The sequence below is a fragment of the Enterobacter cloacae complex sp. 6730903 genome (genome assembly GCF_048283985.1).
Classification (GTDB): domain Bacteria; phylum Pseudomonadota; class Gammaproteobacteria; order Enterobacterales; family Enterobacteriaceae; genus Enterobacter; species Enterobacter hormaechei_C.
Map to the genome: position 1 here is coordinate 1 of NZ_JBLVXX010000044.1, position 13,891 is coordinate 13,891.

19 protein-coding genes are annotated in these 13,891 nt (G+C 54.5%); 1 reads left to right on the forward strand and 18 read right to left on the reverse strand.

Features of this window, described 5'->3' with window-relative positions; translation table 11 throughout:
* Positions 1-6: 6 nt before the first annotated feature.
* The 7 genes from ACNQ0W_RS19660 to ACNQ0W_RS19690 form a co-directional block, all read right to left on the reverse strand.
* Entirely contained in the window at positions 7-759 is a 753-nt protein-coding gene (locus tag ACNQ0W_RS19660) for a DUF6651 domain-containing protein (RefSeq protein WP_417933234.1), read from the reverse strand.
* A gap of 351 nt (positions 760-1,110) precedes the next feature.
* Entirely contained in the window at positions 1,111-2,214 is a 1,104-nt protein-coding gene (locus ACNQ0W_RS19665) for a phage minor head protein (RefSeq protein WP_417933235.1), read from the reverse strand.
* 1 nt (position 2,215) lies between these two features.
* Positions 2,216-3,619 (reverse strand): DUF4055 domain-containing protein, encoded by a 1,404-nt coding sequence (locus tag ACNQ0W_RS19670; RefSeq protein ID WP_116330024.1) that lies wholly within the window; start codon positions 3,617-3,619, stop codon positions 2,216-2,218.
* Between the two features lie 4 nt (positions 3,620-3,623).
* Positions 3,624-5,195: a terminase gene (locus tag ACNQ0W_RS19675; protein ID WP_116330023.1), complete on the reverse strand. Its 1,572-nt coding sequence runs from the start codon at positions 5,193-5,195 to the stop codon at positions 3,624-3,626.
* Complete coding sequence (locus tag ACNQ0W_RS19680) at positions 5,192-5,842, reverse strand: helix-turn-helix domain-containing protein (protein WP_116330022.1); 651 nt, start codon at positions 5,840-5,842, stop codon at positions 5,192-5,194. Before ACNQ0W_RS19680 ends, ACNQ0W_RS19675 begins: the two co-directional genes overlap by 4 nt.
* Before the next feature lie 165 nt (positions 5,843-6,007).
* Positions 6,008-6,226, reverse strand: a complete 219-nt coding sequence (locus ACNQ0W_RS19685; RefSeq protein WP_116330021.1) for a hypothetical protein — start codon at positions 6,224-6,226, stop codon at positions 6,008-6,010.
* Positions 6,227-6,532: 306 nt separating this feature from the next.
* Complete coding sequence (locus ACNQ0W_RS19690) at positions 6,533-6,814, reverse strand: DUF7681 family protein (protein ID WP_057060560.1); 282 nt, start codon at positions 6,812-6,814, stop codon at positions 6,533-6,535.
* Between the two features lie 115 nt (positions 6,815-6,929).
* On the opposite strand from ACNQ0W_RS19690, the gene ACNQ0W_RS19695 reads away from it, so the two are divergent.
* Positions 6,930-7,112: a hypothetical protein gene (locus tag ACNQ0W_RS19695; RefSeq protein ID WP_048701753.1), complete on the forward strand. Its 183-nt coding sequence runs from the start codon at positions 6,930-6,932 to the stop codon at positions 7,110-7,112.
* Between the two features lie 27 nt (positions 7,113-7,139).
* On the opposite strand, the gene ACNQ0W_RS19700 is transcribed toward ACNQ0W_RS19695, so the two are convergent.
* The 11 genes from ACNQ0W_RS19700 to ACNQ0W_RS19750 all read right to left on the reverse strand — a co-directional run bounded on the left by ACNQ0W_RS19700 (position 7,140) and on the right by ACNQ0W_RS19750 (position 13,880).
* Positions 7,140-7,586 carry a lysis protein gene (locus ACNQ0W_RS19700; protein WP_417933249.1) on the reverse strand — a complete coding sequence of 149 codons (447 nt, stop codon included), beginning with the start codon at positions 7,584-7,586 and terminating at the stop codon, positions 7,140-7,142.
* Between the two features lie 26 nt (positions 7,587-7,612).
* Complete coding sequence (locus tag ACNQ0W_RS19705; RefSeq protein WP_116330036.1) at positions 7,613-8,056, reverse strand: lysozyme; 444 nt, start codon at positions 8,054-8,056, stop codon at positions 7,613-7,615.
* Positions 8,040-8,381, reverse strand: coding sequence for a phage holin, lambda family (locus ACNQ0W_RS19710; protein WP_048976644.1), 342 nt, complete (start codon positions 8,379-8,381; stop codon positions 8,040-8,042). The genes ACNQ0W_RS19705 and ACNQ0W_RS19710 overlap by 17 nt, the downstream gene beginning before the upstream one ends.
* 361 nt (positions 8,382-8,742) lie before the next feature.
* Entirely contained in the window at positions 8,743-9,552 is an 810-nt protein-coding gene (locus ACNQ0W_RS19715) for an antitermination protein (RefSeq protein WP_417933236.1), read from the reverse strand.
* Positions 9,552-9,689 (reverse strand): YlcG family protein, encoded by a 138-nt coding sequence (locus ACNQ0W_RS19720; protein ID WP_000801961.1) that lies wholly within the window; start codon positions 9,687-9,689, stop codon positions 9,552-9,554. Before ACNQ0W_RS19720 ends, ACNQ0W_RS19715 begins: the two co-directional genes overlap by 1 nt.
* Positions 9,686-10,042: a RusA family crossover junction endodeoxyribonuclease gene (locus ACNQ0W_RS19725; protein ID WP_116330018.1), complete on the reverse strand. Its 357-nt coding sequence runs from the start codon at positions 10,040-10,042 to the stop codon at positions 9,686-9,688. The genes ACNQ0W_RS19720 and ACNQ0W_RS19725 overlap by 4 nt, the downstream gene beginning before the upstream one ends.
* A complete protein-coding gene (locus ACNQ0W_RS19730) occupies positions 10,039-10,332 on the reverse strand; it encodes a DUF1364 family protein (RefSeq protein WP_032160589.1) in 294 nt (97 codons plus the stop codon). Before ACNQ0W_RS19730 ends, ACNQ0W_RS19725 begins: the two co-directional genes overlap by 4 nt.
* Positions 10,323-10,529, reverse strand: a complete 207-nt coding sequence (locus tag ACNQ0W_RS19735; RefSeq protein WP_057060569.1) for a hypothetical protein — start codon at positions 10,527-10,529, stop codon at positions 10,323-10,325. Before ACNQ0W_RS19735 ends, ACNQ0W_RS19730 begins: the two co-directional genes overlap by 10 nt.
* Positions 10,529-11,128 (reverse strand): DUF1367 family protein, encoded by a 600-nt coding sequence (locus ACNQ0W_RS19740; RefSeq protein ID WP_116330017.1) that lies wholly within the window; start codon positions 11,126-11,128, stop codon positions 10,529-10,531. Before ACNQ0W_RS19740 ends, ACNQ0W_RS19735 begins: the two co-directional genes overlap by 1 nt.
* Before the next feature lie 404 nt (positions 11,129-11,532).
* On the reverse strand, positions 11,533-11,766 hold the full coding sequence (locus ACNQ0W_RS19745; RefSeq protein WP_048986190.1) for a DinI family protein: 234 nt from the start codon (positions 11,764-11,766) through the stop codon (positions 11,533-11,535).
* Between the two features lie 143 nt (positions 11,767-11,909).
* On the reverse strand, positions 11,910-13,880 hold the full coding sequence (locus ACNQ0W_RS19750) for a DNA cytosine methyltransferase (protein WP_417933237.1): 1,971 nt from the start codon (positions 13,878-13,880) through the stop codon (positions 11,910-11,912).
* Positions 13,881-13,891: the final 11 nt, after the last annotated feature.

Genomic DNA, 13,891 nt, shown 5'->3' on the forward strand with positions numbered 1-13,891 from the left:
TTTCGATTAATCAACGATGCTCGTGCCGCCGCCAATCGCAGCCTGTTGTTCAGCTGGTGGCAGGGCGTCAAAAGCAGCGCGTTTCATGGTTTTCTGCCCAGCCTGATGCTGCGACTGGTGAGAACCACCGCCGCTGTTGCCGGACGCTTTGAGGATGTAGTCTTTCTGCGGGTGCGACTCGACCAGAGATTCCAGCGCTTCATCGAAGCTGGCCAGCTCGCCGGGCTTGGTGCGAGAGAACACCTTATTACCCTGGCCGTCGTAGGCCACAACCTTGCCGTCTTCGATTTTGAAGTTCTGCCCGAAGTACGAACGCACGAACTCAGCCGGGATCGCCATCTTCTCTGAAATGAATTTGGAGCCACCGAAGCGGCCGCCGATCATCTCGTCGTAGAGCTGGCTTTCGAGCTGTTTGGTCTTGCCGTTCGCTTCATCCAGCTGCTGCTGGAATACCTTGGTAATCTCAGCCTTAACCTGGTCAACAGCGCCAGCGTCGATCAGTTTTTTCTGGTCGATTTTGGTCATCATCTCCAGGGCTTCGAGCGCCTTGGCCGGGTCGGTGATGCCAGAGAATTTCGCGAGATTGGCTTCCGCCGCTTCCTTCGCTTCGCGGTGAGTTTTCGCCTCGCCATTCAGGGAGGTGATTTTGGTCATCGCTGCGACCGCATCGAACGGGATCTCTTTGCCATCATCATGGATGTACACAGGCATACCGTTTTCAACGACCACATTTCCGTTAGCATCAAGTTTCAGTTTCATTGTTTTTGCTCCAGCCTTCCGGCCATACGTAAAGGGTCATCCGACCCGGGCACCGCTTCGCATCCGCTCAGCGGCAGGCATAAAAAAAGCTGCCCGGAGGCAGCCTGATGTTGATTAAAGCAGGGGAGTCTTAATTGCTGTGCATTCTTTCGTAGAATGCCTCATCCAGATACCCAACCCATTTCCCATTGATGAGCACGACTATATCACCAGAGCAGTGGCTCTCATCTATGGATATGCTCGCTGGCGAGCACCTGTGCTCATTGGCGAGGAACAACACCTCATCCATATATTTGTCTGACGCGTCGTGTAGCTCGGATGGATGAAAGCGGATTTTGGTCATATGCGGCTCTACTCAAAAGCAGCGGCATCAATTCGCCGCAACTCATCCAGTGTAAGGAACTCACCTCGATCATTAAACATATCCGGCACGGTGATTTTGCCGTCACGCAGCATCTGCGCACGAGTAACGCCCAGCACCTGCTCCTGCCGCGCGTATGGTTGCCTCGCAAGCCATTCGGCATAGCTGGTATGCGCTGGTACCTGTCCGTCCATTGAGGCGCGCGTGGCGCTGCTCAGCTCGCCAGAGGCTATCTGCATCTCTTCCCACGATTTGGTAATCAGGATTTCACCGGAGCGGCAGCAAAAGTGGATTTTGCCGGGTCCGCGCAGATACGGAATTGCATGGCCCAGCGGCTTGCCATCGAGCGAGTAGAGTTTGCGGTCGCGGATGATGCACCACTGGCTGGTGTGGGTGTCCAGAGTCGAAGACCACTGTTTGGCCTTCACGATATCGCTGTTGGCCTGGGCGAACTCCTGACGCGCCGTAGCGGCCATGTGATTCACCGCGGTGCGGGTCACCACAGCCAGGTCGCGCCGGGATGCATTAATCACCCCGTCTTCACGGTTAAGTTTTGGCGTGCCTGCAACGCGCCGGACAATCTGCTCTACCGTTTCACCCTGAAGGAAGCCGGAACGCACGGCGTTAGTGATTTTATCCAGCCGGTCGGCTTCAAGCTTCTGCCCCCACTCTTTCAACAATCGCCCCTGGAAGGGCTGCGCCACTGCTGCGGCGTATACCTGCTCGGGCGCTATGCTCTGCAGCGGCACATGCTTGAGGATCTGCTTTGGAATGATGCTGCTGAACAGGTCAAGCTGATACCCGGCCTCATACTCAACGTAGCGCGTCAGTTCACGTGCCAGCGCATCAATTACCGGCTCATAGGCCTGTTGGTTCAGTTCACGCACACCAGCCAGCAGCGAAGCCAGGCGGCGAGCGCTGTAGGTATCGGCACGCTTACCATCCAGCAGCACCAGCAGTTTGGCAGCCAGGTCAGCATCCATCTTGCTGAGCAGCGCCACCATCCGACGAGCGACGCCAGTACCGTAGCGGTTTACATACAGGCCGTGCGCTATCGTTTCGTCCTGCAGGCGGTCATTGACGGAGCGGGCCATGCTATACCTCGTCTAACGTTCTGGTATCCAGAGACGATGATTCAGCCAGCAGTTCGCTCAGAACCACATCAGGATCCGCATCGGCATCAATAATGTTCAACTTCTGTAGCGATTTAATCGCATCAGCTCGACGGATATCACCACCCTGGCGCAGTGCCTGGATGGCAAGCGCGGCGGACGGATTGAATACGGTCGATTCGACATCCAGCTCAGTGCGAACATCAACGTTGCCACCATCTTTCTCGCCGATGTACTCGGCCATGATTTGCAGAATGTTGTCGATCGCATCTTCAAGGCTGGTAGCCATGGTGTAGAGCGGTGACTGCTCCTGCATTTTCTCTTCTGAGGTCTGGTCGACAGACTTCGTTGAGGTGTTATCCGTACGCAGCATCTTCGCGCCAGCCTGGCGCATCTGCTCCACCAGGTCGGTCAGTGACTCTTTGCCAGCGCCGATGGAGGAGCCGGTATGCTCGACGTATTCGAGACCCTGTTTCTGCCGATCGTTAAAACTTGCCGCAGAGGAAGAGCCAATCACCAGTTCCTGCCCTTCCTCGAGCCCAAACACAGTTAAGATCGGAACGCGTGCAACATGCAGGATGTTGTCCTGCTCGCTCTGGCTCTGCCAGTGCTTCACGTTTAGCAGCGCCATGTTGAGCAGGGGCGGTGAGCCGCACATAAACCCGGTGCGCTTGGTATAAAGCGTCACCAGAGCAATGTCCTGACGTGATGTAACCCATTCGTCGAATAGTGCCCAGTTCGCCGCGCCATCGGCATCCTTCGATTTCCGGTAGATTTCCACCTTACCCGGCGTCAGATAGCGTATCTGCTCGACTTTCGTCTGTCCGAAGTCGTCACCATCTTCGACGACCACCTCTTTAATGCGCAGCGCGGTCAGAATCACCTTTCCGCCTTCGATCTTAGACTTCCAGCCGATCACCTGGCGCGGATTCAACATAGTGACATATGGGCGCGCACCGGTAGCCTTTTCATCCGCTTTGGTCTTCACTTGCTCGGCGTCGACCCGCGGGTAATCCACCAGCGCATGGGACAAACCGTACTGCATCGCCAGGCCGAAGAATGACTGAGCCCAGACATCAAGGCGTGTACCTTCCAGGTCGATGTTCTTCGCATACTCGCGCAGTTGATCAGGAACATTCTCGGCCAGCTTAATCGGCTCGGCGAATACACGTCCGATGTTCTGCTTAATGGTCTCTTCGTAGGCTGGCAGAAGCGTGGCCACGGCGAGGCGTTTTTTGTAATCCTCTTTGTCTTCCTTGGGCCAGCGAGGGAGATAGGACTCGCCCAGCTGGCGCATATACAGCGTGCCGCCCATCAGGGCATCGTTGATATCCCACGCCTCGACCATGTTCCCATAGTCCAGATTTGGGGTTGAAATATCAGGCATGGGATTAGATCCGTAGGTTGGTGACTTTGCCGACTTTCTTCGGCGGTGAATGCAGGACGGCATATCGAGTGCCATCCCAGTCGTGATCTTCCTGCTGAGTGTCTACGTCATCAGGGTTCTTACTGTCGCGAACGAGCACCGGAACACGGCTTATCCAGCCGCGGCAATAGTCGAAGACGTAGAATGCTGGTTTCTCAGGTACACCAGATTCCAGCTTCTTACCCTCAAGGACGGCCTCCAGCATGTCAGCAAAGAGGGCCGCTCCGTTTACGCGCGATCCCGGTTTCTTGTTGGATGGAACCCACTTAACGCCCTGCGATTCCATCTTCTGGGCAATAGAGAGCTCGTCATCGCCAGTGTTGTAGATGGCACCGTCAGCTGGGCCCGGCACAACCTTTTTGCAGATACCGGGCATGATGTTCAGTTGCCCCTGAGTTATCCCATTGAGTTTTATCTCTTCAGGTTCAGGCAGCTCTTCGCCCATCAGCCGCTTATCAATCCAGGCCACACCCTTGGCGACGTTTGTCGAGCTCATATTGAGCCCTTTGTTCAGCTCGTCAGGTGGACAGCCATACCACTCGCCAATCAGGATCAGCGACCCGGCTGGCGGGCAGAACTGGCGACCATCATGAAGTTCTGCGGCGGTGCCGTCGGCACGCGCCCACCAGAGATTAGAGAACGGCTTCGACTCGCCCCAGTCATGTGAGCGGTCTACGGTCCAGCTATCCGGTATGCGGAACGGCTTGATAACGTGCAGCGCTTCATTCCAAAGATGGTCAAAGCGCCCGCCGCTGGTAACGTCCCAGGAACCATCAACCCACGCTTTGCGACGGTTCGGGTCTTTGATGGCCATCAATGTCGCGATGTATTGTGGATCGAGATACGGGTTCTCTTTGAACGAGCCGTGAATCGCAACGCGGGTAAGCGTGATTTCCTCTTCTCGTTCAGTCTGGGGGTTGAATACCATTTGCCGGTCGCGCTGAACGGTTCCGCGTGGCGCTGGCTCAATGAAACGCTTCTTCACCCAGGTGTGGCCGATGCCAAACGGGTTGGTCGTACTGAACGTCTCCAGCGGGATAGGCCTCAGCAACTTGCCATTATCCAGCGGGTAGTTTTCCGGCCGGAAAGATGAGCGTCGGCAGGAGAACATCATTTCGTAGAACTCAGGAGACTGCTGTTTCGTCAGCTCGTTAAAGCCAATGAATGGGAATTCCTGCCCGTGGAAATCCCAGTAGTCGTCAGCCTCTTTGCCGAAGCGAAAGAGAAGCTCCTCGCCTGTCGGCCACACCCAGCGCAATTCACTCGCAGATGACAGGTATCGAGCGCCATCGTTGAACAGGCGAAACATACGCTTCGACTGAGTGATGATGTCGGCAAGGTTCTTATATTCGGTGTCGAAGATGACGCCGCGCCAGAACGAACCATAGCCCACGCCGACATTGCGCCGGAACCTGGCTAACTGCGCAGCGGTTTTACCCGGGCCGCGAGTGCCTTCGAACAGGATTTCGTTACACGGGCAGCTCAGCGCCAGAGACTGCGATCCAGGCAGTGGCTTCCATACAGCTTTGTAATTCATCCACCGAGCACCCCGCCCTGTTGTTTCTGCGCCGCCGCTTCCCAGTCATCCACGCTGTCACTGGTTGGCACCAGCATGACGTTATGCGTTACCTCTTTCGTTTCCGCCTTATTCTCGATGCTGTACGCCTCACGCTCGAGGCCGATCAGCGTCTTCAGGCTGTCACTCAGGTCTTTCATGGATTTAACACGGGAAGGCAGGCTGATTATTTTGTGGTACAGATCGTTGAGTTTATCCATACCTTTGTCATCTTCACGTCGCATCAGCTCCCCGAGCTGTTCAAGCGCGGCCACGTCGCCACACTCTCCGGCCAACTCATCGAATAGCGTGTTGGTCAGTTCGCGAGCCCGGCGGATATCTCCTCGGTGTTCCATTCGAACAGTGGCGATCACCTCTGCCGTCGCCTCGATTAGTTGCCGCTCTGAAATAGTGCTTTCGGTGGCAACCTGCCTGGCAACCTCACGTTTGGCAACCAGCGCATCTGCCTTTGCCTGGACTTTGGCTTTTAGATCTCGCTCCCATCCATCCTTTTTGGCTCTCTTGCTGATGGCCTGGTGAGAGATGCCATATTTTCCGGCTAACTCCCTTACCGATAGCACTCCAGCCCGGTAAGCCGATTCAATGGCCTCCCAATCTGGTTTGCTCATTGGTTACTCCGTTATTTCTTTACAGGCTCATACTTCAGCTTCTGGGTAATGCCATGCTTAACGAGGAAGTTTCTCACCTTTTGGTAGTCAGGCTCGCAACGCATCATCAGGCAGAAAACTGTCAGCGTCCTTAGGTAGACAGGAACCCACCACCTGCTTTTGATTTCAACTGACAGTCTGCACATCGCCATTGATTTCTTCCTCGCTAGGAACTGGTGTGAACTCCACGCGCTTTACATCAGTAGGAGCGAAATACAGCCACTGACCCGTCTCAGTCGCCAGCGGCACGAAGCCGTTTACCAGCTCAGGCTGACGTCGTGACATCTTGCCCGTGAAGGTTTCGCCAGTCTGGGTTGTAAGGGTGATTTGGTAAATGTTGGACATAAAGCCTCTTATCCCCTACAGGGTATATTTACGATTTATCCGCTATAGCCATTACGATGGGTCTGCCCATGGTGATAGCAATAGAGAACCACCAGCCCAGTGGCTCACTGTTTTTTTGATGTGGCTGAACACTCCAACCTGACAGCTTCGCTTATGGGAAACTTCCCATACCCACTTAATGTCACGCTGCTAAATTCAAGGTGTATCGAATATGCATTTGCATGCCCTCAAAAGAATTTGGATTCCCTTCCTTTGAGGGTTTCTTTTCCCATTATCAAGCCCACCAGCGGATGAGCTTTGTAATGGTTAACAGTCAGCGTCTGGACGGGCTACGGCACGACATGCCCACATGCAGGCTTCCTGCATTTTGGTGCGCGCAATGGCGAGACAGCGGGCAGCTTCGTGGGCTTCAGCAGAGTGGTTGCCGGTAGCAGATAACTCATCGTTGACATGCTCACGCTCTGTATCAAGTAAATTACAGAAGTGTCGGCTGACACCCTTCAGGCGATTCATGCGCTCAATATCACCAGGCGTTAAGGTTCGATAGCCTTTAACGGTGGTGCCATCCTGCGGTTTAGCTTCGCTCATAGTTTTTTCTCAGTTGGTTTCTGGCAGTTCGCCTGCCACGCTTTGTTATGCGCCAACTTGCTTTTGCTGGCTTGTAGATGGATATTGCTGGGATGAAACACATGGAGATAACCAAATGAAGCAGATTCTTTTTGCGTGGTTTGTTTTAACAAATACCTTTGCCTGCATCACCGCCAGCATTAACGTGAACAACTCACTAATGCTTGATTCAGCTGTGCCGTGGATTGTTGGGATTTCTCTTGCAGCAATCACTAATTACTTATTGGCTAAAAAACTGAAGAAAAGCGGTTTTCTTTAGCACATCCTTAAGGCATTGGTGTATTCACTATTTCAGGCACTGCGTGCGGATGTAGTCCTGTAGGACACTCAGGGATTTTTGGTCGCTGATGATTCCGGATCGGATACCAAGAACGTTTCGTCCAGCAACTGCAGAGAGTTCGACGGTGGCATCATCGCCCATGCTGGCGGCGCCGGGGGTTTCGGCCGCGGCTGGCACTGGACACTTGCCTTTGACGTGCATCCGACCACCATTATCAAGCTTGCGCTGCAGAGCATCATTTTCAGCATTAGCATCAGCCAGTTCCTTCGTATATTTGGCATCCAGAGCAGCAACATCTCGCTGCCGGGTTGTCATGTCAGTGATTGTGGCGTTAGCCAGGCTGAGTTTCTCAGTGGCCTTATCGCGCTGGTCTCTGTAGGTGATGGCGTTGTCGCGGTAGTGATTAACGAGGAACGCCAGCACGCCGATTAACGCCACCACCAGCAACTGCAGCCAGTAACGCTTAACCAGTGCGCTAATCACGACAGGAACAGAGCGCGCTCCGCCTCACGCCGACGGGTCAGCCCATTCAGGACTTTGCCACCAGCTTTATTCCAGCGCAGGAACTCATCGGCAGCGCCAGCGTAATCACCGGCGTTAAGTTTTCGCAGAAGAGTCGATGTCGACAATGAACGGGCGCCGAGGTTGTACGTGATCGACACCAGGGCATCAAATTGCCCCTGAGTCAGCCCCACTTTAACCAGGCGGGACACGTCACTTTCGTAACTGACCAATCCAGTCTTCAGCAGGCGCTCTGCTGTTTCCTGCTTAATCGTCATCCCGGCGCGGATTGGTTTGCCGTCTACTGGCTGAGTCCAGCCATAGCCGATCGTCCACACTCCGACGCTGTCCTGGTACGCGGTGAGTTTGCAGCCTTCGAATTGCTTGATCAGGGCAATGCCTTTATCACTGATTTGCATCACCGCCTCCAAAGCGAGAATTAAACACCCGGGAAGCCATAACCTTAACCTGCTCTACGCCAACAAACCCTAGCGCGCCGCCGATAGCTATCGACAGAGACTGTGGAAGGTTAAAGTAATCAAGAGCTGACACAGCGGTAAGGGTTAGAGCTCCGCAGATTGCCCCCTCAAGGAGCATTTTCTTCCAGCCGCCACCGCCGTAAGCGATTCGCATGGCGGCCATGACAACCGATAGCAATACGGCACCCATCGGCGTTTCGCCACGCCACCAACTGTGGAGTAGTTCGATAAACTCCGTCCAGGAGTGGGGATCGTTATGCATTTTCATAGTCTCTAACCTCCGGCTTAAAAGCGGGGGCTGTGTGTTTGAAAGGGGGCAGGCCCTCGGGACGATTTAACAAGTAGGCGTGTCGATGATGGTTCCCGGGGCCTGGAATAAAAAACCCGGCGACAGGCCGGGAAGATGAGGGTAAGGCAATGTCGGCTCTCTGGCCGAAGGGTCCCAGGTAGTGGGTTTGGTGTGCGGCGTACCGCAAATAAAAAAGCCCAAGGCGTTAACCTCGGGCTTGAATTTTTTTGGCTTCGGAACGACTGAACGGATTCCCAGCGTTAGAGATGAATCTATCCAGTTTTTCCGCGAAATGCAATATCTATTTCCTATATATTTTCAACATTAGGGAAAATTATTTTCATCTCGTTACTTTTGAGAGAATGGAATCAGCCATAGACTCCTGTTTATGGCATTCGGCGACCAATTCCTCAAATAGCGGCTGAAGTTGCTCATATGCCGCCGTTTTCTTTATCTCCGCAACAGTATTAACGCCCTCAATTACCGTTGAGAACTTAAGCCTGGCGTAACCTCTACCACCGCAGCGGTCGCAGGCTTTCATTACTGGAACGCCCTGGCGATCACTTTCTGCCTTGTCCAGCACCTTACCTTTGCCATGGCAGCGACACGAATTGCTGATAACGCCTTTTCCGTTACACGGCTTGCACTTAACTCGCACCACCTCACGCGCCTGTGTCCAGCTCTCCCAGTCGCTTGGGCGAACGGCACGCGACATTTTCGACCAGTAAGGCGGTTTCCCCCATGGGTATGAGACCTTGTTGGTAAACACTTGCGCCTCTGTAAATCCGCCACCATCACAGCAATCACATTTTCGAGTGCTGGCAGCACTTCTTGAATAATCCTGGTATGCAAAAGCGCAGAGAACCTTAAGCACGCCTGACCGAGCTGATTCCTCGAGTTCAGACAGTGCTCTGAATTTACCTGATAACTTACGTGCCTGCTCATAGAGTCTCTCCAGTGCTATATCTGGGCTGCTAATGCCGATTTTCGAGAGGTAAAGATCGAAACCAAACCCGCACTTGTGACCAGCAAGTCCAAGCGCCGCCATAACGTCAGTGCCGGTGAGACTGTCTGATGCGGTTGCGCGAGGAGAGTCACTGAACATCGGTGATTTAGGCGCGAAGTATTTAGCGATTGATTCGAGGTTCATTAGGCTGCTCCTGCTGAATGATAGATACGAACAAAATTACGAAGAATGCGGTAATCCACCAGCACAGATCCCCGGTAGCGGTAAATGCGAAGGCGCTGCCAGCGCGCGCGGAGTATCTCAAGCGTTTCTGGCTTCATCTGGCCTCCTCGATAATGATTTGCCCGGTTTCTCCCCAGATTTTGGTAACCCGTCCGTCCCAGACATGGCTATCCTCGTCAAAAACTGCATCCAGCAAAGCTTTCTCCAGGTTGTCTTTGTCCGGCTTTTGTTGATGTGGCTGGCCGACATATTGCGCCCGCTTTGCCTTGCTCCAGCTCTTTGGCATGGGGATAACGAACGTGACGTGATATCCGGACTCAGGCAGACGGATGCCGAGCAACCTGACATGTTCTTTGTAAGCCCAGTACGCTGCCGTTTCTGGCCGTTTATGCCATCGGTCACGCTGAGTCATCCTGGGCTTGCCAATCGGCGTAATTTCGTAAATTTTCATGCGGGCACCACCAGCCCGCGGCGGGCAACTTCAATCACTGTCAGAACAATCGCGCGGTCCATAAGCTGACGGCGCTCTTCCCTGTTCAGCTTATTGCCGTTATCAATGCTGTCATGGCAGCAAACGCAGAGCGCAGCTGTCGCACAGTCATCGGTTTTTAATCCCATGCCTTTCCCTTCGTTCCGGTGTGCCACCTGCGTTCCCCATGCGCCACAAAGAACACAACGTTCGATCTGCCCGACGGCTGCGAGCCATTTCTTGCTTCGATAAATAGCCACGCTCACCCCCATATCCGGTTTTGCCACTGACGATTTATACGCGGTGGTTTATTGCCTTCAGGAAGCCGGGCGCTGACGGTCCAGGTGAGATAATCGGAGTTCAGGCTGCGCTCTACCATTACGCCGCGGCGCTGGTATTCCGCCATGAGCTCTTCGGCCTGCTGGGTTGTGCAATCGGTATGATGGAACCAGGTATGCTTCATCCCCATCACCCCGCGAAGCTCATGAGCTGCGCAGCGGCGTTCTCCGCCTCACGCTGGTCCGTGAACGCTTTTGACAATATCCAGCGCCAGAGGACATCGAGCGCGGCTTTGTACAGCTGCTGGAACTCGATTTCGTCCATGTTCGCGAACGAGATACTGCGAGGATGTTTCTGAAGGGTGCCATCCGGAAGCTTTATGGCGTCGTAATGCCCGGCCTGAATCGTCACCCAGGCGCGGTATGCATCGAAGGATTTACAGAGGCTGATCCCGTTCGTGACGCGGCGGCTCGCTACCTGCTCAAGATAGTGCTCAGCGGCATCAAGTAGTGCGCCTTCGTTGCCGCCGTAGGAAGCCAGGAATTTAGCGTAGCCGGTTACCAGCTTGCGCTCATTGGAGGAGATCGCGCCGCCGGTCGGCTCCCAGTATTCGAAGCCCAGATTCAGCAGAGCGAAAAAGCGTCGGTGAAACGCTGGATTGCGTACCTGTTTAAAGTCGGCCACCAGCACAGCGCCGAGCTTAATTTTGGATTGAAGTAAATCGCTGCTCTCCGGCGTAGCCGGGATCAGGATCCCTGAGGACTGTTTGATGAGTTGTAACTGCGCCATGGTTTTCACTCCGTGGCGCATCGATGTCAGGTTGCTGGTTGTTCAGGCCAGCTCAAGAATAATGATTGCGTACGTAGTGACAAGTCAATTTTTTGAAGTCATTTCCCTTACAACTTCCATTATGGTTTCCTTCGACCAGTATCGATCGTCCCTGCTTAGTTTTCTGTGAGTTATGGAACTGTCGTTGGTGGAAATTATATACCGCTCCTCTGCCCTCATACTGAACGTCAGCAGCTCTTTTCCTTTCCCATCGGTTATGGTCACTCGTAGATCTGACTGAGCTACACCCTCCACGAAATCCCCCTGAGCGACATACAGACGCGATTAGAAATTGTCGGCAGCAGCATCAAAGGGATTCGCAAATTGCGGTATTCTGAAAATGCGCGCTACCCCTGTGTGCAATCTTAATAGAACCAGTCGTCTGCACTTTCCCAGGTTTCCTGAAGAATTCCCTCGACCGTCTTCTTTGCTTCCTTCTCACCGCCGTAAACACTTAGTCCATCCGAACCTGCACGACGAATAACAAGGCTGCAATCTTCAAAATGATTCTGGAGTCGTTTTAAAAGTTCTTTTTCCAGCGCCGGTACTGCGCCATTAGGAAGTTTTTTAGTACGATCAATGGTTAATTCAACTTTCATTGTGGCCTCCTTTGCTTGTACTGTATTTTTATACAGTATACCTACATGGAAAAATGGTCAACGCCTTAAGAGCACAAAATGTTAATTCCATGTCAGGAAGTAAAAATAAAACCCGCCGTAGCGGGTTGAATAATAAGCCTTTTCTATGCTGCAATTTCTTTCGATTGGCAAAGTTCAGGGAGATTTGCTCTCACAAGCGCCTCGGCGAACGGCGGCGGAACTGCATTACCGCAGCGGGCTACCTGCTTATCCTTCGCATACTTCACGCCGCGGTAGTCTCTGTCGATGATGTACCACTCAGGGAAGCCCTGCGCCCGGTATAGCTCATGTGGCTGCAGCATTCGCATGCCGATATCAACGATGCGGTACACCACACCTTCGATGGTCACCAGCCCGGTGCTGTCCGGGCCGCAGTATTCGCGCAGGAACTCCAGCGCCAGCTGCGCGCGCAGCTCGTCGTACCCGTCAACGGCAAGAAGGGTTTTCACTTCTCCCACATGCAAGCCGCCAGCGGTGACAGTCGGCATTGGCTCGTCGGTGCGCTGCCCGTCCCGGCAGGTACCGCGAAGCTTCACCAGGTGAGACGTCACCGCGGCATGGTGATTTCCCGTGGTGATGGTATGGGTAGGCTGCCCCACTTCGCCGCCAGGATGACCAGTGTTGTCGACCATCAGATGAGCAGCGACAACCGCATGATGATCGACAGTTGTCACTGAATGCATCGGCTCGTCCATGCCCACTCCAGCCCCCTGGTAATTCCCGCCATAGTGCTTAACCAGATTCGCGGCCACCAGCCCGAACTTGCCGCCACCGGCGACGACCGTGCCCAGTGGCTTATGCAGACCTGGTACGCGAGGCTCCTGCCCAGGGCGTTCGCCATAGCCCATCTGAATGAGCGTGGGCATCACCAGCTGTGATTTACCGCCACCACCAGCCGTAATAGTCGCGCTTGGCTCGTCAGCACCATGTCCGACACTGGCTCCGAACTGGCGGGCAATGAACGGCGCCAGCGCCGCCTCAACCAGCCCCAGCGCGTGTCCATTACCGCCCGGGCGCCGGGATGTGCCAGCGGTTACCGTTGGTACCGGCTCAGTTACTGGTTGCCCGGTGGCACCGGTGCGGAACTTGGTCAAGTGCGGCACGGCTATCGCATATCCATGGGTTTTGGTAATGGTCTGCAGCGGTTCCTCCAGCGCCTGGCCGCGGAAGCAGTCGTACTTTCCTTTCGTCGTGGTGTGGTTACACTTCACGATAAACGGCGCCGGGTTATCCAGGACGAAACGCTGTATGCCGCGGGCGATGCGCTTCAGCGTGTTCTCTGCCAGCGGCTTTTTGCGTTCAAAGATAGAAGGCGCGCCAATAGACCAGTCGATACACTCTGCGGCGGTGCGCCATGGTGACAGCCTGCCCATTTGGACAGCTGGCGACTTCGGGTCCGCGTGGGTTGCTTGCGGCCAGGCTATCGGCTCCCCGTCCCGGCGCATCACCATGAAAAAGCGTTTCCTGATGGTCGGAGCGCCATAGTCGCATGCGCGCAGCTCGCGATAGTCCACGTCATAACCAAGCCCGGCCACCAACTGCTGCACCTGCTCGCCTTCCGGTGACAGCTGCAGGAACTCGCAGCATTCCAAAAGCGCAGGATGGTCAGCTGGCACGCCGGTGCTCAGCATGCCAATAAACGCCTCGAATGTTTCACCGGCGCGCTCAGGATCAGGACGCATCTCTCCGACCAGCAGCGGCCCCCACGTTTTAAACTCTTCCACGTTTTCCAGCATCATCACGCGCGGGCCTACTTCCAGCGCCCAGCGAATAACGATCCACGCCAGTCCGCGAATCGCTTTCTCAACTGGCTTAGCGCCCTTGGCTTTTGAGAAATGACGGCAGTCCGGCGAGAACCAGGCGAGCCCTACTGGGCGACCTGCAGTAGCAATCTTCGGCTTTACCTCGTACACGGATTCGCAATAGTGCAACGTGTCCGGATGGTTGGTAGTGTGCATCGCCACGGCGTTCGGGTCGTGATTAATCGCGATGTCCACGCTCCGGCCGGTAGCCAACTCAATGCCCGTGCTCGCCCCGCCGCCTCCGGCAAAGTTATCAACGATAATCTCTCTCACGCGTATTCCTC

Coding starts and splice junctions, on each gene's coding strand:
- ACNQ0W_RS19745 (WP_048986190.1), bottom strand. CDS start 11,766: ATGAAAGTTGAATTAACCATTGATCGTACTAAAAAACTTCCTAATGGC.
- ACNQ0W_RS19670 (WP_116330024.1), bottom strand. CDS start 3,619: ATGCCTGATATTTCAACCCCAAATCTGGACTATGGGAACATGGTCGAG.
- ACNQ0W_RS19715 (WP_417933236.1), bottom strand. CDS start 9,552: ATGAACCTCGAATCAATCGCTAAATACTTCGCGCCTAAATCACCGATG.
- ACNQ0W_RS19675 (WP_116330023.1), bottom strand. CDS start 5,195: ATGAATTACAAAGCTGTATGGAAGCCACTGCCTGGATCGCAGTCTCTG.
- ACNQ0W_RS19740 (WP_116330017.1), bottom strand. CDS start 11,128: ATGGCGCAGTTACAACTCATCAAACAGTCCTCAGGGATCCTGATCCCG.
- ACNQ0W_RS19730 (WP_032160589.1), bottom strand. CDS start 10,332: ATGGGGGTGAGCGTGGCTATTTATCGAAGCAAGAAATGGCTCGCAGCC.
- ACNQ0W_RS19680 (WP_116330022.1), bottom strand. CDS start 5,842: ATGAGCAAACCAGATTGGGAGGCCATTGAATCGGCTTACCGGGCTGGA.
- ACNQ0W_RS19735 (WP_057060569.1), bottom strand. CDS start 10,529: ATGGGGATGAAGCATACCTGGTTCCATCATACCGATTGCACAACCCAG.
- ACNQ0W_RS19720 (WP_000801961.1), bottom strand. CDS start 9,689: ATGAAGCCAGAAACGCTTGAGATACTCCGCGCGCGCTGGCAGCGCCTT.
- ACNQ0W_RS19690 (WP_057060560.1), bottom strand. CDS start 6,814: ATGAGCGAAGCTAAACCGCAGGATGGCACCACCGTTAAAGGCTATCGA.
- ACNQ0W_RS19660 (WP_417933234.1), bottom strand. CDS start 759: ATGAAACTGAAACTTGATGCTAACGGAAATGTGGTCGTTGAAAACGGT.
- ACNQ0W_RS19695 (WP_048701753.1), top strand. CDS start 6,930: ATGAAGCAGATTCTTTTTGCGTGGTTTGTTTTAACAAATACCTTTGCC.
- ACNQ0W_RS19710 (WP_048976644.1), bottom strand. CDS start 8,381: ATGAAAATGCATAACGATCCCCACTCCTGGACGGAGTTTATCGAACTA.
- ACNQ0W_RS19685 (WP_116330021.1), bottom strand. CDS start 6,226: ATGTCCAACATTTACCAAATCACCCTTACAACCCAGACTGGCGAAACC.
- ACNQ0W_RS19665 (WP_417933235.1), bottom strand. CDS start 2,214: ATGGCCCGCTCCGTCAATGACCGCCTGCAGGACGAAACGATAGCGCAC.
- ACNQ0W_RS19725 (WP_116330018.1), bottom strand. CDS start 10,042: ATGAAAATTTACGAAATTACGCCGATTGGCAAGCCCAGGATGACTCAG.